The sequence below is a fragment of the Pseudomonas sp. BO3-4 genome (genome assembly GCF_034044115.1).
Lineage (GTDB): Bacteria > Pseudomonadota > Gammaproteobacteria > Pseudomonadales > Pseudomonadaceae > Aquipseudomonas > Aquipseudomonas alloputida.
Window position 1 is genome coordinate 1,307,865 of sequence record NZ_CP139018.1, and the last position, 20,385, is coordinate 1,328,249.

16 protein-coding genes and 1 pseudogene are annotated in these 20,385 nt (G+C 61.7%); 6 read left to right on the forward strand and 11 right to left on the reverse strand.

What is annotated here, in order from left to right:
* Positions 1-41 precede the first annotated feature (41 nt).
* Complete coding sequence (locus tag REH59_RS05960) at positions 42-938, forward strand: LysR family transcriptional regulator (RefSeq protein WP_014860610.1); 897 nt, start codon at positions 42-44, stop codon at positions 936-938.
* A gap of 73 nt (positions 939-1,011) precedes the next feature.
* On the opposite strand, the gene REH59_RS05965 is transcribed toward REH59_RS05960, so the two are convergent.
* The 8 genes from REH59_RS05965 to REH59_RS06000 form a co-directional block, all read right to left on the reverse strand.
* Complete coding sequence (locus tag REH59_RS05965; protein ID WP_014860609.1) at positions 1,012-1,881, reverse strand: aldose 1-epimerase; 870 nt, start codon at positions 1,879-1,881, stop codon at positions 1,012-1,014.
* 24 nt (positions 1,882-1,905) lie between these two features.
* Positions 1,906-2,829 carry an EamA family transporter gene (locus tag REH59_RS05970; protein ID WP_003254835.1) on the reverse strand — a complete coding sequence of 308 codons (924 nt, stop codon included), beginning with the start codon at positions 2,827-2,829 and terminating at the stop codon, positions 1,906-1,908.
* 54 nt (positions 2,830-2,883) lie between these two features.
* Entirely contained in the window at positions 2,884-4,164 is a 1,281-nt protein-coding gene (locus tag REH59_RS05975; RefSeq protein WP_014755560.1) for a TRAP transporter large permease, read from the reverse strand.
* Positions 4,165-4,692 carry a TRAP transporter small permease gene (locus REH59_RS05980; RefSeq protein ID WP_003254832.1) on the reverse strand — a complete coding sequence of 176 codons (528 nt, stop codon included), beginning with the start codon at positions 4,690-4,692 and terminating at the stop codon, positions 4,165-4,167. It lies immediately after the preceding gene.
* Positions 4,693-4,758: 66 nt separating this feature from the next.
* Complete coding sequence (locus REH59_RS05985; protein ID WP_003254830.1) at positions 4,759-5,730, reverse strand: TRAP transporter substrate-binding protein; 972 nt, start codon at positions 5,728-5,730, stop codon at positions 4,759-4,761.
* Between the two features lie 64 nt (positions 5,731-5,794).
* On the reverse strand, positions 5,795-6,676 hold the full coding sequence (locus REH59_RS05990; RefSeq protein WP_014860607.1) for a glucurono-1,5-lactonase: 882 nt from the start codon (positions 6,674-6,676) through the stop codon (positions 5,795-5,797).
* A 22-nt stretch (positions 6,677-6,698) separates the two neighbouring features.
* Positions 6,699-7,505, reverse strand: coding sequence for an NAD-dependent epimerase/dehydratase family protein (locus REH59_RS05995; protein WP_014860606.1), 807 nt, complete (start codon positions 7,503-7,505; stop codon positions 6,699-6,701).
* 707 nt (positions 7,506-8,212) lie between these two features.
* Positions 8,213-9,451, reverse strand: coding sequence for an OprD family porin (locus tag REH59_RS06000; RefSeq protein ID WP_004577198.1), 1,239 nt, complete (start codon positions 9,449-9,451; stop codon positions 8,213-8,215).
* Positions 9,452-10,164: 713 nt separating this feature from the next.
* Here REH59_RS06000 and REH59_RS06005 point away from each other — a divergent pair.
* The 3 genes and pseudogenes from REH59_RS06005 (at position 10,165) to REH59_RS06015 (ending at position 12,053) form a co-directional block, all read left to right on the forward strand.
* A protein-coding gene (locus tag REH59_RS06005; protein ID WP_143496094.1) for an IS3 family transposase occupies positions 10,165-11,384 on the forward strand; the annotation gives its coding sequence in 2 pieces (ribosomal slippage) (positions 10,165-10,513 and positions 10,513-11,384; 1,221 coding nt in all).
* Between the two features lie 152 nt (positions 11,385-11,536).
* On the forward strand, positions 11,537-11,776 hold the full coding sequence (locus REH59_RS06010) for a type II toxin-antitoxin system RelB/DinJ family antitoxin (protein ID WP_014861196.1): 240 nt from the start codon (positions 11,537-11,539) through the stop codon (positions 11,774-11,776).
* Positions 11,766-12,053 (forward strand): annotated as a pseudogene (locus REH59_RS06015) (type II toxin-antitoxin system RelE family toxin). The gene REH59_RS06010 and the pseudogene REH59_RS06015 overlap by 11 nt, the downstream one beginning before the upstream one ends.
* A gap of 437 nt (positions 12,054-12,490) precedes the next feature.
* On the opposite strand, the gene REH59_RS06020 reads toward REH59_RS06015, so the two are convergent.
* From REH59_RS06020 to REH59_RS06030, 3 genes are all read right to left on the reverse strand, one after another.
* A complete protein-coding gene (locus REH59_RS06020; protein WP_003254823.1) occupies positions 12,491-13,741 on the reverse strand; it encodes a ribonucleotide-diphosphate reductase subunit beta in 1,251 nt (416 codons plus the stop codon).
* A gap of 440 nt (positions 13,742-14,181) precedes the next feature.
* Positions 14,182-14,313: a hypothetical protein gene (locus tag REH59_RS06025; RefSeq protein ID WP_003254821.1), complete on the reverse strand. Its 132-nt coding sequence runs from the start codon at positions 14,311-14,313 to the stop codon at positions 14,182-14,184.
* A gap of 139 nt (positions 14,314-14,452) precedes the next feature.
* Positions 14,453-17,332, reverse strand: coding sequence for a ribonucleoside-diphosphate reductase subunit alpha (locus tag REH59_RS06030; RefSeq protein WP_003254820.1), 2,880 nt, complete (start codon positions 17,330-17,332; stop codon positions 14,453-14,455).
* Between the two features lie 748 nt (positions 17,333-18,080).
* Here REH59_RS06030 and REH59_RS06035 point away from each other — a divergent pair.
* Positions 18,081-18,779 (forward strand): response regulator transcription factor, encoded by a 699-nt coding sequence (locus tag REH59_RS06035; RefSeq protein WP_004576832.1) that lies wholly within the window; start codon positions 18,081-18,083, stop codon positions 18,777-18,779.
* Positions 18,776-20,383 (forward strand): ATP-binding protein, encoded by a 1,608-nt coding sequence (locus REH59_RS06040; protein WP_003254818.1) that lies wholly within the window; start codon positions 18,776-18,778, stop codon positions 20,381-20,383. The genes REH59_RS06035 and REH59_RS06040 overlap by 4 nt, the downstream gene beginning before the upstream one ends.
* The last annotated feature ends 2 nt before the right edge of the window (positions 20,384-20,385 follow it).

A 20,385-nucleotide genomic window follows, 5' to 3' on the forward strand; every position in this document is an offset into this window, starting at 1 on the left:
TGAACGATAATCCGCACGCCCCATTACCCTCAGGAGCCCGCATGGACCAGATCCACCTGATGAAGGTATTCGTCGCCGTCGGCGAGCTGGAAAGCTTCGCCGCGGCTGCCCGCCGTCTGGACATTTCTGCGGCCGCCGTCACCCGCGCCGTCAGCGCCCTGGAAGAGCAGCTCGGGGTCAAACTGTTGCTGCGCACAACACGCAGCGTGCGTCTGACCGAGGCCGGCGGTCGCTATCTGGAAGACACCCGGCACATTCTCGCCAGTATTCACGAGGCCAATGAAGCCGCTGCCGGCATCAACGCGACGCCCAGGGGCGACCTGGCGGTGACCGCGCCGATTTTGTTCGGCAAGAAGTTCGTCATGCCGTGCATCGTCCGTTACCTGCAGCAGTACCCGGAAGTCGACGTTTCCGCGTTTTTTCTCGACCGCGTGGTGAACATGGTCGAGGAGGGCATGGACGTGGCCGTGCGCATCGGGCCGTTGCCCGACTCCGGGTTGAAGGCGTTGCGGGTGGGCAGGGTGCGGCGCATGTTGTGTGCCTCGCCCGACTACCTGGCGCGCCATGGTGTGCCGAAGCACCCGTCGGACCTGGCCGGGCATGCGATAATCGGCACCACCAACCTGTCGCCGCGGGCGGGTTGGCGCTTCGGAGTGACCGACGAGCCGACCTTGGTGCGCATGAAGCCACGGCTGACGGTAACCAGCAATGACGGGGCAATCGCAGCTGCCAGCGGCGGGCTGGGGATTGCCCGGCTGCTGTCGTACCAGGTGGCAGACGAACTGGTCAGCGGGCAGTTACAGGTGCTGCTGGCCGAGTACGAAGAGGCGCCCTGGCCCATTCATGTGCTGCACCGCGAAAGCAAGTACGGCTCGGCCAAGGTCAGGGCCTTTATCGACATGCTGGCGCAAGACTTGCGCGATCAGCAGCTGGATTGAGGTCGTTCAGCGCGTCGAGAAATGGCGCCAGACAATGTTCGCTATCGTGACGGCCCTTTTTCAGGCAGCCCGCTCACAACGCCCGATACTGCATCCTGAACCCCAGGGTCATTGCCTCCCCCCGGTTCAGCAACCGCAACCCCGGTCGCCCTGGCAGGTGATGCGCATTGATTGGGTGGCTAACAGGTTCAAAGCAGAAAAAACCTTGTCCCTGCGGGCAATACAGCAAGAAGTGTTCGGCCCCATTGGCACTGCACGCCAGTCGATAACCCGCGCTGGGCTGTTCGATCACGCACTCGCCTGGCCAGCCACTGAAGGCGTGATCAACCACTGTCTCGGGTAAACGCCCCAGGGCATTGAAGCGCCATTGTTCGGGCACCTCGGCCTGGTACGACGGCAACCGCCCATCCTCGGCCAGCCACACGTTGCGTGCCGATGCGTACAACTTGGTATCGGGATACCGCGGAAAGTAAGGGTGCAACCCCAACCCGTACCAGTTGGCCGACTCATCCAGATGGGTTACATGCAGGTCCAGGTTCAGGCACCCCTCATGCAGATGCACATCCAGCGTGACCCGGTAAGCAAACGGCACAGCACTGTCTAGCGTCAGCCGTGCTCGCTGTTCACTGTGGTGCTCCACCTGCCAGGCCTGCTGCCAGGCACTGCCATGGATCGGGTAAGGGTCATGCCCGGTATTGGGTGCCAGTGCCTGCCACCCCTCGGGTCGGGCAAAGCCACCCTCGCCAATGCGGTTGGACCAAGGCGCCAGTGGGTAGCAGGCGAGGCGTCGTGGCGTACCACTTTCCAGTGCGGCCAGGTCGGAATGGCGCAGCAGCGCTTGCCCGGTCGCTTTCACTTCCCAGTTGACCAGGCTGGCGCCCAACTCCGGAGCCAGGCTCAGGCGGGTCAGGCGGTCCTGCAGGTGCAGTTCGGTCGCAGGCATTCAAGGCTCCATTTAAATGAACGATCAATTGGCCCGACGGTAGGTGAGCAGCACGATGCCGCACACCACCACCGCGCCGCCGAGTAATTGCAGGGTGCCGAGTTGCTGGTCGAGCAAGGCCCAGCCCAGCAGTAGCGTGGCGATGGGTTCGACGTTCATCACGGGTGCGTTTTGCGCCATGTTCAGCCTTGGCACACAAACGAACAGCAAGGTGAAGGCCAAGCCATACAGCACTACCAGGCTGGCCAAGGCCGCCCAGCCACTGCTGCTGCCTGGCAGTGACAAACCGGACGGCATCACGCCGCTTGCGCCTGCAACCAGCATGCTGGAGAACACGATCAGCAAAGTCAGCAGGCTGCGCACGGGGCCGCGCACGCTGGCCAGTTTATGGTCGGTGATCCACAAGGCGCAGGCAAAGGCACAGGCGGCGCCGAAGGCCAGGCTGACCCCTGGCACCCAGTGCGGGTTGGCCGCAGCACTGTCGGCCAGGCGTGCCGGGACATCCAGCGCCAGCACCAGGCCGCACAGGATCAGGCCCATGAACAGTACGGTGCGGCCCGTGGGGCGTGCGCCGCCCAGCGCCCAGGTGAGCAGCGCCAGCAGCATCGGGAAGGTGTTGCCCACCAGCAGCGCCAAAGCCACTGGAATACGCGCCACCGCCGAGTACAGGCACAGGCTCTGGGTGGCAATCAGCAGGCCGAGCAGCAGCTGCCACCGGCGCGCACCAGCGGGCAGGGCCAGGGCCTGGCGTTGCCACAGCAGCAGCCCGGCCAGTACCAGGAAGGTGATGCCAGAGCGGCAGAGGATGGCCAGCAGCACGCCGGTGCCGTCATCGAAGGCGATGCGCGCGGCGATGTGGTTGCCGGCGAATGAACAGGCCAGCAGGGCGAGCAAGGCGATGGCCAGTTTGCGGGGGAAAAGCGGTACAGCCGAGGAGGGGACAGCCATGTGCAGGATCCATTTGCAAGAGCCCAGGGGCCGCCAAGCGGCCCCCGGTCAAAATTACAGCACCACGCTAGGCAGCCACAGCGAGATCGCTGGAATGTAAGTCACTGCCATCAGCACCAGGAACAGCGCCAGGTAAAACGGCAGCAGCGCCTTCACCGTCGACTCGATGCTCACCTTGCCAATGGCCGAGCCCACGAACAGCACCGCGCCCACCGGTGGCGTTATCAGGCCGATCCCCAGGTTTACCAGCATGATCATGCCAAAGTGCACCGGGTCCACGCCGATGCCGGTAATCACCGGCAGCAGGATCGGGGTAAGAATCAGGATCAGCGGCGCCATGTCCATCACTGTGCCCAGCAGCAACAACATGAAGTTGATGCACATCAGGATCACGTAGCGGTTGTCCGACAGGGTCAGGAACGCGGTGGTGATCTTCGACGGGATCTGCATCAGCGTCATTACGTAGCCGAAGCTGGCGGCAAAGCCGATCAGGATCATCACGATGGAGATGGTCCGTACTGTGCGGTGCATCAGCTTGGGCAGGTCGCGCCACTTGTAGTCGCGGTAGATGAACATGGTCACGAAGAACGACCACACCACCGCCACGGCTGCCGATTCGGTGGCGGTGAACACCCCCGACAGGATACCGCCGAGGATGATGACCATGGCCATCAGGCCCCACAGCGCCTCACCGGCAATTTTCAGCGCCTGGCGCAGCGGGATCACTTCGCCCTTGGGGTAGTTGCGCTTCTTGGCGAACAACAGGCACAGGCCCATCATCACCGCGCTCAGCAGCAGGCCGGGCATCACCCCTGCCATGAACAGCGAGGCGATCGACACCGTGCCGCCCGCCGCCAGCGAGTACAGCACCGAGTTGTGGCTGGGCGGGGTCAGCAACGCCTGCACCGAACCGCTGACGGTCACGGCGGTGGAAAATTCACGCGGGTAGCCTTTGCGCTCCATCTCCGGGATCAGCACCGAGCCCACCGAGGCGGTATCGGCTACCGACGAGCCGGAAATCGCACCGAAGAAGGTCGAGGCCATGATGTTGACCAGCGACAGCCCGCCACGCACGAAGCCCACCAGCACCCCGGCAAAGGCCACCAGCCGGCGCGACATGCCGCCTTCGGCCATGATCGCGCCGGCCAGCACGAAGAACGGAATCGCCAGCAGCGAGAACTTGTTAACCCCACTGGCCACCTGGATCATCATCGCCTGCAGCGGGATGTCGATCCACCAGGCGCCGATCAGTGCCGACAGGCCCAGGGCGTAGGCTACCGGCATGCCGATCAGAATCAGCACGATGAAACTGCCCAACAGAATGAACGCTTCCATTTACGCAGCTCCTTCGTTTTCTTCGACCAGATCAAAGCGCACGACCTTGCGGTTGCTCTGATCGCCCAGCAGGAGTTTTTCCAGCACGAACACCAGCGTCAGCACGCCGCCGACCGGGATCGGCGCGTAAGTCATGCCGACCCGCACACCGGGCAGCGAGGCCAGCGACTGGTTCCAGGTGGTGATGCACAGCCGGGTGCCGTAATAGGTCATGAACACGCACACCACGATCATCAGCAGTTGTACCAGCAGGGCGACCAGCTGGCGCTGCAGCGGCGGCAACCGGTCGGTAATCATCCCCACCGCCATATGCGCCCCGGCGCGATAGCTGGCGGCGGCACCAACGAAGGTGAATACCACCATCAGCAGGATAGAGACTGGCTCTGGCCAGCTGGAGCCGGTGCCCAGCACGTAGCGGGCGAAGATGCCCCACGGGATGATCAGCGTCATGGCCAGGATCGACAGGCCCGCGATCCAGATGCAACTGCGGTACAGCGTGTCGTTCACGCTCAGGAAAAGCGATTTCATAGGCATCACCAAAGCGGCAGGGCGGCGGCGGCCGCACTGCCGAGGTCGTCTTGGAAGGGGCTGGTATTACTGGACGGCGTCGATACGCTTCATCAGGTCGGCGTACGGCGCGCCGTACTTCTCGCGTACCGATGCGGTGGCTTCGAAGAACGGTTTCTTATCGACAGTGATGAACTCGACACCGGCGGCCTTGAGCTTCTCTTCGCTGGCGGCAGACTTGGCGTCCCACAGCGCACGCTCTTCCATCTGTGCTTCGCGCGCGACCTTTTTCACCAGCACCTGCTGCTCCGGAGTGAGCTTGTTCCAGGTGGTCTTGGACATCACCACCGGCTCCGGCAGGATCAGGTGGCCGGTCAGGGTGTAGTACTTGGCGCTCTGGAAATGGTTGTGCTCAAGCAAGGTCGGCGGGTTGTTCTCGGCGCCGTCGATCACCCCGGTTTGCAGGGCACTGAAGATTTCCCCGGTGTCCATGGCGATGCCGTTGCCGCCCATGGCGTTCATCATGTCGATGAACAGCGGGTTGCCCTGTACGCGAATCTTCATGCCTTTGAGGTCTTCCAGGCTGCGCACCGGCTTTTTGGTGTAGATGCTGCGCGAGCCGCCGTCCATCCAGGCCAAGGCCACCAGGTTGAAGTCGGAGTTGGTGATCTTGTCGAGGATCTCCTGGCCGATCTCGCCATCGATGATCTTGCGCATGTGCTCATGGTCGCGGAACACGAACGGCATGTTGAACACGTTCACATCCGGCACTACCGGGCCGACGATCCCCAGGCTGACGCGGGTCATCTGCACGGCGCCGATCTGAGCCTGTTCGATCACTTCCTTTTCCGATCCCAGCACGCCGCCGGCGAACATCTTGAAGGTAATGTCGCCATTGCTGGCCTGTTCCAGCTTTTTACCCATGTTCTGCTCGGCGACCACGGTCGGGTAGCCGGCCGGGTGGATTTCGGCGAACTTGATGTCCAGCGCCGAGGCGGGCATGGCCACGCTGAAGGCGAACGGGAGTACGGCAAGAAGCAGCTTGCGTTTGAACGTCATGATGAAACTCCGTGGTTTTTATTATCCGGTTTCGGGCGTGCAAGTGTGGGTGTGGCAGTGGGGCTCAGCCCCGGTAGGCAGGTTCCTCCAGGCCCTTGGTGCCAGGGTTGAGGGCAAATACCCCGCCAGCCAGTGGCTGGTCGCCGAGGTCGATGCCCGCGGGGCGGATCGAGGTGACGTACAGGGTGTCGAGGTTGGCGCCACCAAAGGCGCACATGGCCGGCTTTTTCACCGGCACGCTGAGCGAGCGGTCGAGGCGCCCGTCAGGGGTGAAGCGGTGAACTTGCCCGGCGTCGTTGCCGCAGATCCAGTAGCAGCCATCCTGGTCGATCGCGGCGCCGTCGGGGCGCCCTGGGTAGCCGCGCATGTCGACGAACAGCCGCTTGTTGTGCGGCGTGCCGTTGTCGGTGTCGTAGTCGAAGGCCCACACCTTCTGCACGTTGGGGTGTGAGTCGGACAGGTACATGCGCTTGCCGTCGGGGCTGAACGCCAGGCCGTTGGGCACGATCATGCCGTCCTGCTGCAGGTGCAGGTGGCCTTCGCCGTCATGCCGGTACAGCGCACCCACATGGGCGCCTTGCTGCATGTCCAGCAGCATGGTCCCGGCCCAGAAGCGGCCCTGACGGTCGCAGCGGCCATCGTTGAAGCGCATGCCGGCCTGGGCGTGCTGCACGTTGCTGAGCAGCCGGCTGTCCAGGCTGCCGTCCGCCCTGGCCTGGAGCTGAAAGATGCCGCTTTCCATACCCGCAACCCAGCCCTGACCGCTGCGGGCGATGCAGGCCAGCATCTCGTCGCCTTGCCAGAACTGGTGTTTGCCATCGGCCGCTTGCCAGCGATGCAATTGGCGAGCGGGAATGTCTACCCAGTACAAGGCCTGTTCACCGGGGTGCCACACAGGGCTTTCGCCGGTACCGTTACGGGCGTCGACGATCAGTTCGCAGTTCATGGCCGTGCCTCCTGGCGTGGGGTCAGTTGAACGGGCCGGCCACGGCGAAAGCGCCGCCCTGGTAGACCATGCTCGGGTCATCGTCGGCGGGTGCCGGTTGGGCCTCCACGGCTGCGCGGAAGGCTTCCGAGCTGTCCTTGGGCACATAGCCCAGGTGCGCGGCATGGCGGTTGTCCCACCACACGGTGCGATTGTCGGAGGCGCCGTAGACGATGGTATGGCCAACGTCGGGCGTCGATAGCCCACGTTCGATCAGTTGCACCAAGTCGTCATAGCTCAGCCAGGTGCAGAGCATGCGCGGGTTCTGTGGCTGCGGGAACGAAGAGCCGATGCGAATGCTGACGGTCTCGATGCCGTAGCGGTCAAAGTAGAAGCTGGCCACATCTTCGCCGTAGCACTTGGACAGCCCGTAATAGCTGTCGGGACGGCGCGGCGCGTGAGCGTCGATGCGCTCATCCTGGCGATAGAAACCGATGGTGTGGTTGGAGCTGGCGAAGATGATGCGCTTGACCCCGTGCTTGCGCGCCGCCTCGTACACGTGGAACACGCCGCAGATATTGGGGCCGAGAATCTCTTCGAAGGCGTGTTCGGTAGAAACCCCGCCAAAGTGGATGATGGCGTCTACGCCCTCGACCAGGGCATGTACCGCAGCCTTGTCGGCCAGGTCACAGGTAATGACTTCTTCATGCGGGCCCGCGGCCGGGGCCATGGGGCTGATGTCAGACAGGCGCAGGACCTCGGCGTAGCCTTTCAGGCGTTCGCGAAGGACCTTGCCCAGGCCGCCTGCGGCTCCGGTGAGCAGCAGGCGATTGAAGGGGGTAGTGGTCATGGCCGGCTCTTGTTGTTAGTTGTTGTAGGTTGTCGTATGACTTGGGTGATTATTGGCGGTGGTTCTGTGTGTTGTCAATGAGGCTTGGGCGGCTTTTGCCGGCCTTTTCGCGGGTAAGAAAGGGCGAAAGGCCTGCGCGGTCGCCCGTAGGAGCGGGTTTACCCGCGAAAGGGCCGGCCCTGCTGGCCAATCTCCACCCGCCGTTCACCGTTGTCGCCGCCACCGTATTCGCGGGTAAACCCGCTCCTACACCTGATCAATGGTGGACACAGGTCGGTGGTTGGGCGCAGGCCGTCGTGTAGGAGCGGGTTTACCCGCGAAGAGGCCGGCCCTGCTGGCCAATCTCCACCCGCCGCTCACTGTTGCCGCGACCACCGTATTCGCGGGTAAACCCGCTCCTACACCTGATCGAGGGTGGACACAGGTCGGTGGTTGGGCGCAGGCCGCTGTGTAGGAGCGGGTTTACCCGCGAAAGGGCCGGCCCTGCTGGCCAGTTTTCACCCGCCGTTCGCCGTTGCCGCCGCTACCGTATTCGCGGGTAAACCCGCTCCTACACCTGATCGGGTGTGGACACAGGTCGGTGGTTGGGCGCAGGCCGTTGTAGGAGCGGGTTCACCCGCGAAAGGGCCGGCCCTGCTGGCCAATCTCCACCCGTCGTTCACCGTCGCAGCCACCACCGTATTCGCGGGTAAACCCGCAGGTCTTGATCAGAGCAACGACAGCGGATAGTTGAAGATCAACCGGTTCTCATCGAACTCGTTATTGCTGTAATCCCGGCGAATCGACGAGTTACGCCATTTCACGCTCAAATCCTTGAACGCCCCGCTCTGGATCACATACGCAAGCTCCGTTTCACGCACCCACTCCTTGCCATCGGTCACGCCCCCGCTGTGCACATCGCGCCCGCTGATGTAGCGGTTCATCAGGGTCAACCCCGGTACCCCGACGGTGACGAAGTTGAAGTCATGGCGTACCTGCCACGAACGCTCGTTGGCATTGTCGAAGCTGGAGTTGTAACTGTCGTTGGCCAAGGTCCCGCCACTGGTGCCGTTCACCCGCATCCAGGTATCACCATCGACTTTCTGCAGCCCCACCCAGAAGGTGCTGCCACCGTACTTGGCCGAGAACATCCCCGAGTAGGTCTTGTTGTCCAGCTGCCCGGCGCGTTCGGAGCCGTCCTCGTCGCCATGGAAGTAGCCCAGGTTCGCACCCAGGGTCCAGTCACCCACCGGCTGGCTGTGGCTCAGTTGCAGGTATTGCTGCTGGTACACGTCCTTCAGCACCGCATTCCAAAGCCCCACCAGCGTGCGGTCCTGGTTGAACTTGTACTCGCCGCCGACGAAGTTGAAACGGTCCGACACGCCGCCGCCGTAGCTCATGTCTTCCATGCTCGCGTCGTTACGCGGGCTGTTGCCGCGGAACTGGCCGCCGTACAGGGTCAGCCCTGCGATTTCGTTGGAGGTAACCTGCCCGCCACGGAACGTCTGTGGCAACGAACGCCCGTCGTCCGAACGCAGAATCGGCAGTACCGGCATCCATTCACCGATCTTCAGTTCGGTCTTGGAAATACGCGCCTTGCCCGCCACTGCCAGGCGCCCGTAGTCGTCTGCCGGCTTGCCATCGTCATGGCGTGGCAGCAACGCCGTGCCATAGGTACCGCCACCGCCGTCGAGTTTGACCGACCACAGCCCCAGCACATCCACGCCGAAGCCGATTGGCCCTTCGGTGAACCCCGAGCGGGCATCGAGGATGAAGCTTTGCGTCCACTCCTCGGCCTTGCTCTGTGGGTTGCTGGGGTTGGTGAAGTTGCGGTTGATGTAGAAGTTGCGCAGCCCGAGGGTGGCCTTGCTGTCCTCGACAAATCCCGCTGCCAGGCTGGTGCCCGGCAGGCCGGCGATAACCCCGGCGCCAAGCAGGGCGAAGGGTAGGGTGTGGCAGATTTTCATTATTGTTGTGCTCCCTAAGGGTGTGGCAGCCCGTCCACCGGGCACGCGCAAGCGGCCTGCGGCAGGGGCGGGTAGATAACGGGCCGGTCAGGGCCAGGGGTGAATGCGCGGTAACCGGGCGCTACGTACTGGCAGGTTTACGCGAGCTGGCCGGGGGAAGAGGGGTATGCAACAGACGTAGGTGTAGCGGGATGGATGTCGACATGAGTTCGTCCACTGATTGTTGTTTTTGTTATGCGTTGTCGTACAACTGTGGGCGATTATTAGCAAGGGGGAGGAGGGCTGTCAACGGCTGATCGCAGAGCAAATAGGGTACTAGACGCCAAAAACTGAGCGGCAGAGGCTCTACCCTGAACGCGCTGCAGACATACTACAACTGCCATGCACCATGCCACGCACGTACACGATCTACTGGTAGGAGCGGGCTTGCCCGCGAACACGGGTAAAGCCCGTGCCATCCACCCCATTGGCCGCCTCGCACCGCAAACCGGGGGCAGGGTTAAAAATCAAATCGTAACTGCGGTGGCCCCATCCCCGAGCCTGCGCTATCTTCAGATCTGGCCTCGCCCTTGACCACGTAGACTGGCATGTCCAGTCCCGGCATCCTTGCTGGTGCCGTACCCCTCCTGTCGGCAGGGGCGAGGCCTCTTCATTTGAAGTGTCCCGTCCTGAATAAGGTTTACACCTCCCATCCCGAATTTCCGGAGAGTCTGATGGAGCAAGGTGTAAAGCGCACACAGCGTGATTACTCACTGTCTTTTAAATTGGCGGTGGTTGATCAGATAGAAAAAGGCGAACTGACCTACAAGCAGGCCCAGGTGCGGTATGGCATCCAGGGTCGCTCGACGGTTCTGGTATGGTTGCGTAAGCACGGTCGGCAGGATTGGAGCCAGGGGGCCTCGATCCGCGACGAGAGGAGCTGCGCGATGTCTGACCCAAAAACGCTCACTCCAGAGCAGCGGATCAAAGAGCTTGAGCAGCAGCTTGAGCTGATGAGCCAGAAGGCCCAATTCTTTGAGACGGTCGTTGATGTTCTGAAAAATGACTATGGTGTCTCGGTCGTAAAAAAGCGATCCGGCAAGTCCTCACGCAAGGTCAAGTCGCAGGACTGAGCATTGCCAGGGCTTGTCAGTTTCTAGGCATCAGTCGACAGGCTTACTACAAACGCAATCGAGTTGCTGATGGCAAAGAACGCCAGGCAGACCGGGTGGTTGAGTTTGTACAGCAGATCCGGATACGCCAGCCTCGTCTGGGCACACGCAAGCTGCACTATCTGCTGCATTGCCAACCTGACAGACGATTCCAGGTCGGCCGAGATAGGCTGTTCCAGGTCTTGGGAGAGCGCCGTTTGCTAGTGCTGCCTAAGCGGGCCTATCACAAGACAACACAAAGCTTTCATCGCTTCTACCGCCATCCCAATTTACTCAAACCCGGCCCAAGTCAGATCGTTCCGACAAGGCCGGAGCACGTCTGGGTTGCCGACATTACTTACCTGCCGGCACGCAAGGGCCCGCTGTACCTGAGCCTGGTAACGGATGCGTACTCCAGGAAGATTGTTGGCCACCACGTCCATGAAAGCCTGCATGCCGAGTCAGTGGCGCAAGCCTTCAAGCAGGCATTACGCAAGCGCCGTCGTCGCCAGCCATTAGTCCACCATTCGGATCGAGGAATCCAATATTGCTCGGCGCTATACCAGTCACTACATCAACGGCACGGCGTTCAGTGCTCCATGACTGATGGGTATGACTGCTACCAGAACGCGCTGGCCGAGCGAATCAACGGAATCCTCAAGATGGAGCTGCTGTTGAGTAGCCCTGAAGATCTGGAACAAGCGAGGCAGATGGTTGACGAGGCAGTGCAGATTTACAATACAGAACGGCCTCATATGGCCCTGAAAAACAAAACGCCCGATGCGGTGCATCGGGCGTTTTGAGGCATGTCGGCCTACCTGAACAGGTGTAAACCTATTTCAGGACTAGACAAAGGGAATGGCGCTGTGGTCACTTCCGGCAGACAAACTGCCATTGCAGAGTCCCCACGATCAGTGCAGTGTAATGACAATCGTCTTTACATGAGGGCTATGTCATGGCTTCTATCAATATCCGCGTCGACGATGATCTCAAAGCCCGCGCCTACAAAGAGCTCAATCGCCTCGGTGTCACCCCCTCCGAACTCATGCGCCAGGCCCTGCAATATGTAGCTGAGCGGGGCAAGCTACCCTTCCGGCCGGTCCTGATGACCGAGGAAGATGAAGATCTCATTGCTACCGTACAAGAGCGGCTTGCTTCTCCGCAGCGCGTGAGGGTAAAGCTGGATGACCTATAGCCTCGACTTCGATGCCCGCGCATTGAAAGAGTGGAAGAAGCTGGGCGATACCGTGCGTCAGCAGTTCAAGAAGAAACTGGCAGAGGTCCTGCTGAAACCTCGAATCGAGGCAAACCGCCTTCACTCGCTGCTAGATTGCTACAAGATATAGCTTCGCAGCAGCGGGTATAGGCTGGTTTATCAGGTCATTGACCAAGAGATCGTGGTTTTTGTCGTCGCTGTCGATCGCCGTGAAAGAGACCAAGCTTACAAAAAGGCTGCTGAGCGCCTTGAGTAGGCTTCAAGGATTTGGCGGTCCCAGGTCGCAATCTCAAGGTAAATCACCGCCTCAAAGCCAGAGCTCTGCTCCGGTGGGAGCGGGCATGCCCGCGAAGAATCCGACTCGGTGTATGGCACCGGCTGCGCCGGTGTTCGCGGGGGTTCAACGCCTCGATGAACCCGCACAGGTCCCCCATCAGCCCATAGGGCTCATTGCCAAGTCAGGCAGACCAGCTTGCCAGGTAACCCCGGCAAACTGCGATCCCTGTAGGAGCGGGTTCACCCGCGAAGAGGCCAGCACAGGCAATAAATGGTCCCCTGTTCACATGGGCCTTCGCAGGGGCGGTCTTTTATAGGATTAAGAAATCAATCTTCGTAACTGACGTCAGGACTCTCGGGGAAAATCATAAAAAAAGGCTGCCAATCGGCAGCCTTCTCGATGCTCAGCCCGGACGATCAGTCCCAGCTCAACGCCCCACCAGTCTGATACTCAATCACACGCGTCTCAAAGAAGTTCTTCTCTTTCTTCAAGTCCATGATCTCGCTCATCCATGGGAACGGGTTGGTAGTCCCTGGATATTCTTCTTTCAAGCCAATCTGAGTCAGACGACGGTTGGCGATGAACTTGAGGTAGTCCTCCATCATCGCCGCGTTCATACCCAGTACACCGCGTGGCATGGTGTCACGGGCGTATTCGATCTCCAGCTGAGTTCCTTGCAGGATCATCTGGGTCGCTTCTTCCTTCATCGCCGCATCCCACAGGTGCGGGTTCTCGATCTTGATCTGGTTGATCACGTCGATACCGAAGTTCAGGTGCATCGACTCGTCACGCAGGATGTACTGGAACTGCTCGGCCACGCCGGTCATCTTGTTGCGGCGGCCCATGGACAGGATCTGGGTGAAGCCGCAGTAGAAGAAGATGCCTTCCAGGACGCAGTAGTAGGCGATCAGGTTGCGCAGCAGCTCTTTGTCGGTTTCGACGGTGCCGGTGTTGAATTCCGGGTCGGAGATGGCGCGGGTGTACTTCAGGCCCCATGCGGCTTTTTTAGCGACCGACGGGATCTCGTGGTACATGTTGAAGATCTCGCCTTCATCCATGCCCAGCGACTCGATGCAGTACTGGTAGGCGTGGGTGTGGATCGCCTCTTCGAAGGCCTGGCGCAGGATGTACTGGCGGCACTCCGGGTTGGTGATCAGGCGGTACACGGCCAGGGCCAGGTTGTTGGCAACCAGCGAGTCGGCGGTGGAGAAGAAGCCGAGGTTGCGCATGACGATGCGGCGCTCGTCTTCGGTCAGGCCGTCCTGGCTCTTCCACAGGGCGATGTCGGCGGTCATGTTGACCTCTTGCGGCATCCAGTGGTTAGCGCAGCCGTCCAGGTACTTCTGCCAGGCCCAGTCGTACTTGAACGGTACCAGCTGGTTGAGGTCGGCGCGGCAGTTGATCATGCGCTTTTCATCTACTGCAACGCGGGCCGAGGAGCCTTCCAGCTCGGCCAGGCCTTCGGCAACGTCGAGGGCGTCGAGGGCAGCCTTGGCACGTTTGACGGCTTCGGAGTCAGAAGCGGTGGCCGCACGGGCCTCCAGGGCGGCGGCACCACCGGCGCTGTCGAGCTTGTCGAGGGTGGCGGCGGCAGCGGCCTGCGCAGGGGTGTTGCCTTTGGCGGCTACTTCGCCGTCTTCTTTGTCGAATTCGTCCCAGCTCAGCATGGTTTGGCTCCTGCTTGAGGGTCGCCCAGAGGCAACCGGTTGGATTTTAAGAATGTGATGCCTGACGCAAGGCCGTAACGGCGAATGGGCAGCTCGAGAGGCTGACTCTCGTTTACATCTGAATGTGTTCTGGCTTGTACCTGGCCAGGCCTCTGGGAGGGGCCAGGACAATTGAATAGGTGCTCTTTTCAGAGGGCGCAAAGTATACCGGAATTCACCTTCGATCGGGGCGCGTGTCTTGCCGGCGAGGGTAACTTTTTTGACCGGTTTGGCGTGCGTCCGTTCACGAAGCGGGTGGCTTCTTCTACGGGGGGAGAGTGTAGCGCCAACCTATATGTTGTGCCAGTTTAAATTTTAAGGCACATCATATGGTGTTTCTGAGGGCTGTATTGGCGGAATCGGCCTCACCGCGGGCTTGCCGGAGATGAGGCCAGCTACCCCTAGCTACGGTGGGTATACAGCGTTTCGACAATGTGTGTCTTGGGGTGCTTGCGTGCCTGTTCCACTGAGGTGAAACGGCCGGTTTCTGCGTTGCGACCAATCTTGCGAGATGCCAGTTTTTTCCGCGCCATGGGCTTACATCCTTTTTTGAGAGGTCCTGTTCTTTTACCGAGCTGCGTGAACAGTGGGCAAAGGGCAAGGTTTCTCTGAGGCGCGGATACAAAAATGCCGCGCGGGGCACCCGTAGGCACCCCGCACGGCATTCAGGCCTTACTGGCAGGCTTCGCAGTCAGGCTCGTCGATCGCGCAGGCCTTCGGCACTGGCGCTGGGCCGGCTGCCTGGACCGGGGCGCTGTCGCCACCGCTGGAAACGGCGTTGAGCTTGCCGGTGTTGATGGTCGACTTCTCGGTGCTGGTCGCGGCCAGGGCACGGAGGTAGTAGGTGGTTTTCAGGCCACGGTACCAGGCCATGCGGTAGGTCACGTCCAGCTTCTTGCCCGATGCACCCGCGATGTACAGGTTCAGCGACTGCGCCTGGTCGATCCACTTCTGGCGACGGGAAGCAGCGTCGACAATCCACTTGGTCTCGACTTCGAACGCAGTGGCGTACAGGTCTTTCAGCTCTTGCGGGATACGCTCGATCTGCTGTACCGAACCGTCGTAGTACTTCAGGTCGTTGATCATGACCGAGTCCCACAGGTCGCGGGCCTTGAGGTCGCGAACCAGGTACGGGTTGATCACGGTGAATTCGCCCGACAGGTTCGATTTCACGTACAGGTTCTGGTAGGTAGGCTCGATCGACTGCGACACGCCAGTGATGTTGGCGATGGTCGCGGTTGGCGCGATGGCCATGATGTTCGAGTTACGAATACCTTTCTGCACGCGGGCACGTACCGGCGCCCAGTCCAGGGTTTCTTCCAGGTTGACGTCGATGTACTTCTGGCCACGGGCCTCGATCAGGATCTGTTGCGAATCCAGCGGCAGGATGCCCTTGGACCACAGCGAACCCTGGAAGGTCTCGTAGGCGCCGCGTTCATCGGCCAGGTCGCAAGAAGCCTGGATGGCGTAGTAGCTGACCGCTTCCATCGACTTGTCGGCAAACTCGACGGCAGCATCGGAGCCGTAAGGAATGTGCTGCAGGTACAGCGCATCCTGGAAGCCCATGATGCCCAGGCCGACCGGACGGTGCTTGAAGTTCGAGTTACGCGCTTGCGGCACCGAGTAGTAGTTGATGTCGATCACGTTGTCGAGCATGCGCACAGCGGTGTTCACGGTGCGTTGCAGCTTGGTGGTGTCCAGCTTGCCATCGACGATGTGGTTCGGCAGGTTGATCGAGCCCAGGTTGCAGACTGCGATCTCGTCCTTGTTGGTGTTCAGGGTGATCTCGGTGCACAGGTTCGAGCTGTGGACCACGCCCACGTGCTGCTGCGGCGAACGCAGGTTGCACGGGTCCTTGAAGGTCAGCCATGGGTGGCCGGTCTCGAACAGCATCGACAGCATCTTGCGCCACAGGTCTTTGGCCTGGATGGTCTTGAACACCTTGATCTTGTTGTACTCGGTCAGGGCTTCGTAGTACTCGTAGCGCTCTTCGAAGGCCTTGCCGGTCAGGTCGTGCAGGTCTGGCACTTCCGAAGGCGAGAACAGGGTCCACTTGCCGTCATCGAAGACACGCTTCATGAACAGGTCAGGAATCCAGTTGGCGGTGTTCATGTCGTGGGTACGACGGCGGTCATCACCGGTGTTCTTGCGCAGCTCGATGAATTCTTCGATGTCCAGGTGCCAGGTTTCCAGGTAGGCACATACAGCGCCTTTGCGCTTGCCACCCTGGTTGACCGCAACGGCGGTGTCGTTGACCACTTTCAGGAACGGGACGACGCCCTGGGATTTACCGTTGGTGCCCTTGATGTACGAGCCCAGTGCACGGACCGGGGTCCAGTCGTTGCCCAGGCCGCCGGCGAATTTCGACAGCATGGCGTTGTCGTGGATCGCGTGGTAGATGCCCGACAGGTCGTCCGGCACGGTGGTCAGGTAGCAGCTGGACAGCTGCGGGCGCAGGGTACCGGCGTTGAACAGGGTCGGGGTCGAGGCCATGTAGTCGAACGACGACAACAGGTTGTAGAACTCGATCGCACGGGCTTCCTTGTCTTTCTCTTCCAGCGCCAGGCCCATGGCCACACGCATGAAGAACACCTGCGGCAGCTCGAAGCGCACGCCATCCTTGTGGATGAAGTAGCGGTCGTACAGGGTCTGCAGGCCCAGGTAGGTGAACTGCTGGTCGCGCTCGTGGTTGATCGCCTTGCCCAGTTTTTCCAGGTCGAAGTCGGCCAGGGCCGGGTTCAGCAGCTCGAACTCGATACCTTTGGCGACGTAGGCCGGCAGGGCCTTGGCGTACAGGTCAGCCATTTCGTGGTGGGTGGCGCTGTCGGCTACATTCAGGAAGCCCAGGCCTTCGGCGCGCAGGGTGTCCATCAGCAGGCGGGCGGTAACGAACGAGTAGTTCGGCTCGCGCTCCACCAGGGTACGGGCGGTCATCACCAGGGCGGTGTTGACGTCCTTGATGGCCACGCCGTCGTACAGGTTCTTCAGGGTTTCGCGCTGGATCAGGTCGCCATCGACTTCGGCCAGGCCTTCGCAGGCTTCGCTGATGATGGTGTTCAGGCGGGCCATGTCGAGCGGCGCCAGGCTGCCGTCGGCCAGGGTGATGCGGATGCTCGGGTGCGGCTCGACCACGGCGTCGGTGTTGGCGCGGGTGGCACGCTCCTTGGCGCGCTGGTCACGGTAGATCACGTAGTCGCGGGCGACTTTCTGCTCGCCGGCGCGCATCAGGGCCAGTTCGACCTGGTCCTGGATTTCTTCGATGTGGATGGTGCCACCCGATGGCATGCGACGCTTGAACGTGGCGGTAACCTGTTCGGTCAGGCGCGCGACGGTGTCGTGGATGCGCGACGAAGCGGCGGCGGTGCCGCCTTCAACTGCGAGGAACGCCTTGGTGATGGCGACGGTGATCTTGTCGTCGGTGTAAGGGACGACAGTGCCGTTACGCTTGATCACGCGCAGTTGGCCAGGGGCGGTGGCAGCCAGATCCTGGTTGGAATCGGCGGCCTGCGGCACCTTGGCCTGCGGGTTCTCGCGAGTTGTGTCGGTTTGCATGGGTGGGTGTCTCCACAATTTCTATATTGTTCAGGCGCCCTATGGGCGCCCACCGTTCCGTCCACTTGCTCGATGGCCCTGCGGGGATGCACAAAGCATGCGCATCCGCCCGCACGGGCGTACCGACTTCGGGACAGACTCAGGAATTAGGGGCAATGGCTTGCCGCTCCCTGGCCGAAGTCAAAGGTTTTGGGCGGGGCCCAAAATCTGTTGCTGATGGATGCCAGGGCTGGCCTGCAACACCCATGCCCGAACAAGGCCCTGGAAGGGCTTGCCTCGGTCGCCTCCGCAGGAGCGGTTTGGCTGCTGAAATCACCTGAAGTTCCACCCGGAAAATCGCTTGATCTTGCGGGTTGACTTTTGTGTGTGATTTTGCACGAACCCCTATATCTAGTGGTTCGCTACGATCGGGATACAAGATAATGCGGTATTGGGGGCTTTGCAAGGCGAGCGCCTGTGGATAAGTTGTGTGTACTTTGTGAGTGAATGGTGGGTATTCGCTGTAGGCCTTGTGCCAAGTGGTTTGCAGTATTTTTCTGCACCGTGACGCCCTTGGGCAGTTTTTTTTGGGCGCGAAGCCTGTCACAAAAAACGGTTCAGTCGAGGGGGCGGTAGGGCGTGTCTGAAGATCTGGGGTGCCTGGGAGATCGAGCACCGTCCGCGGGGCGCTCGGTCTCGCAGGGCCCCCCATCTACATTCATACTCTCAGCTGCCCTGACACGATCCCAAGAACAACAAGGCCAAAGCCATGGACCACCCCATACCCCGCATCCTAATCGTCGAAGACGACCAGCGCCTCGCCGAGCTCACCGCCGAATACCTGCAGGCCAATGGTTTCGAGGTCGCGGTGGAGGCCGATGGCGCCCGCGCCGCGAGGCGCATCATCGACAGCCAGCCCGACCTGGTGATCCTCGACCTGATGCTCCCCGGCGAGGACGGCCTGAGCATCTGCCGTCGGGTGCGCAGCCAGTACCAGGGGCCGATCCTCATGCTCACCGCGCGCAGCGATGAACTCGACCAGGTTCAGGGCCTGGACCTGGGTGCCGACGACTACGTCTGCAAACCCGTGCGCCCACGCTTGCTGCTGGCGCGTATCCAGGCCCTGCTGCGCCGCAGCGAAACCGTGGACAGCAAGCGCCAGGACCTGGCCTTCGGTGCGCTGCGTATCGACAACCGCCTGCGCGAGGCGCACCTGGGCGAGCAGTTGATCGAACTGACCGGCGCCGAATTCGATCTGCTCTGGCTGTTGGCCAGCAACGCTGGCCGGGTGCTGACCCGTGAACAGATCTTCACCGCACTGCGTGGCGTGGGCTACGACGGCCAGGACCGCTCCATCGATATCCGCATCTCGAAAATCCGCCCCAAGATCGGCGACGACCCGCTTCAGCCGCGGTTGATCAAGACCCTGCGCAGCAAAGGCTACCTGTTCGTGGGCGAGGCACCATGAACAATTCGATCTTCCTGCGCATCTACGGCGGCATGCTGGCCGTGCTGGTGCTGGTGGCCCTGCTTGGCGTGCTCAGCCTGCACCTGGTCAACGAAGTGCGCGCTGCCCAGCATCGCGAGGGCCTGGCCCAGGGCACCTTCAGCCTGATGGCCGACAACCTGGCAATGCAGAATGAAACCCAACGCAAGCGTTCGCTGCTGATCTGGGAACGCCTGCTTGGCGTGCCGTTGGCGCTGCAACCGATGAGCGCACGCAGCCTTGACGGTGGCCAGCGGGCGCGCCTGTACCGTGGCCTGGTGGTGGTCGAGAAGATTGGCCCGCATGCGGCGCAAGTGCTACGCAAGGTGGGCCAGGAAGACCTGATGCTGGTCGCGCAGATCAAACAGATCAGCGAGCAGTTGGCGCGGGCCACCCTCTATCTATTGGCCGACGAACTGGTGCGCTACCCGGTAACCGAACAGCAGCAGCGCCTGGCACAGATCAAGCAGGAAAAGGGCTTCGGCTTTGGCGTTGCCTTGCAACGTATCGAGCGGGTCAGCCTGGACGATGACCAGCGGCGCCGCGTGGAGGAGGGCGACACGGTGATGGCGCTGGGCAAGGATGGTGACTCGATCCGGGTGTTCGCCGGGCTGACGGGCTCGCCATGGGTACTGGAAATCGGCCCGCTGTACCAGCTCAACCCTTACCCGCCGCAGTTGCTGATTCTGATTGCCTTCCTGGGGCTGTGCCTGATCGGCCTGGTGGTCTACCTGCTGGTGCGTCAGCTGGAACGTCGTGTGTCCGGCCTGGAGATTGCTGCCACGCGCATCGCCCAAGGCAGCCTGGATACCCGCGTGCCGGCCGGCGACGCCGACTCGGTAGGGCGCCTGGCGGCTGCCTTCAATGGCATGGCCGAGCACCTGCAGCGCTCGCTGACCATGCAGCGCGAGCTGGTGCGAGCGGTGTCCCACGAGCTTCGCACGCCGGTGGCGCGCCTGCGCTTTGGCCTGGAGATGATCGAAAGCGCCACGACTGAACAGGTGCGGGCAAAGCATCTGGCGGGCATGGACGGGGATATCCAGGACCTCGACAAGCTGGTCGACGAGATGCTGACCTACGCCCGCCTGGAGCAGGGCGCACCGGCCTTGAAGTTCCAGCGGGTCGATCTGGATGCCTTGCTCGATCGGGTGATCGAAGAGCTGGCACCTTTGCGTGCCGAGGTGCGGGTGGTGCGCGGCGACTGTCAGGGCGCGGATGCCGAAGGCGCCTGGGTCGAGGCCGAGCCGCGCTACTTGCACCGGGCCCTGCAGAACCTTGTCGGCAATGCCATGCGCCATGCCGAGGGCGAAGTGCGCCTGAGCTATCAGCTGGGCCAGCAACGTTGCCGTATCGATGTGGAGGATGACGGCCCAGGGATCCCCGAGGGCTTCTGGGACCGCATTTTCACGCCCTTCACCCGCCTCGATGACAGCCGCACCCGTGCCTCGGGCGGGCATGGCCTGGGCCTGTCGATCGTACGGCGGATCATCTACTGGCACGCGGGCCGGGCCACGGTGGGCCGCAGCGAGGCGTTGGGCGGTGCCTGCTTCAGCCTGAACTGGCCAAGGCAGCAGGCACCGCTGTGAAG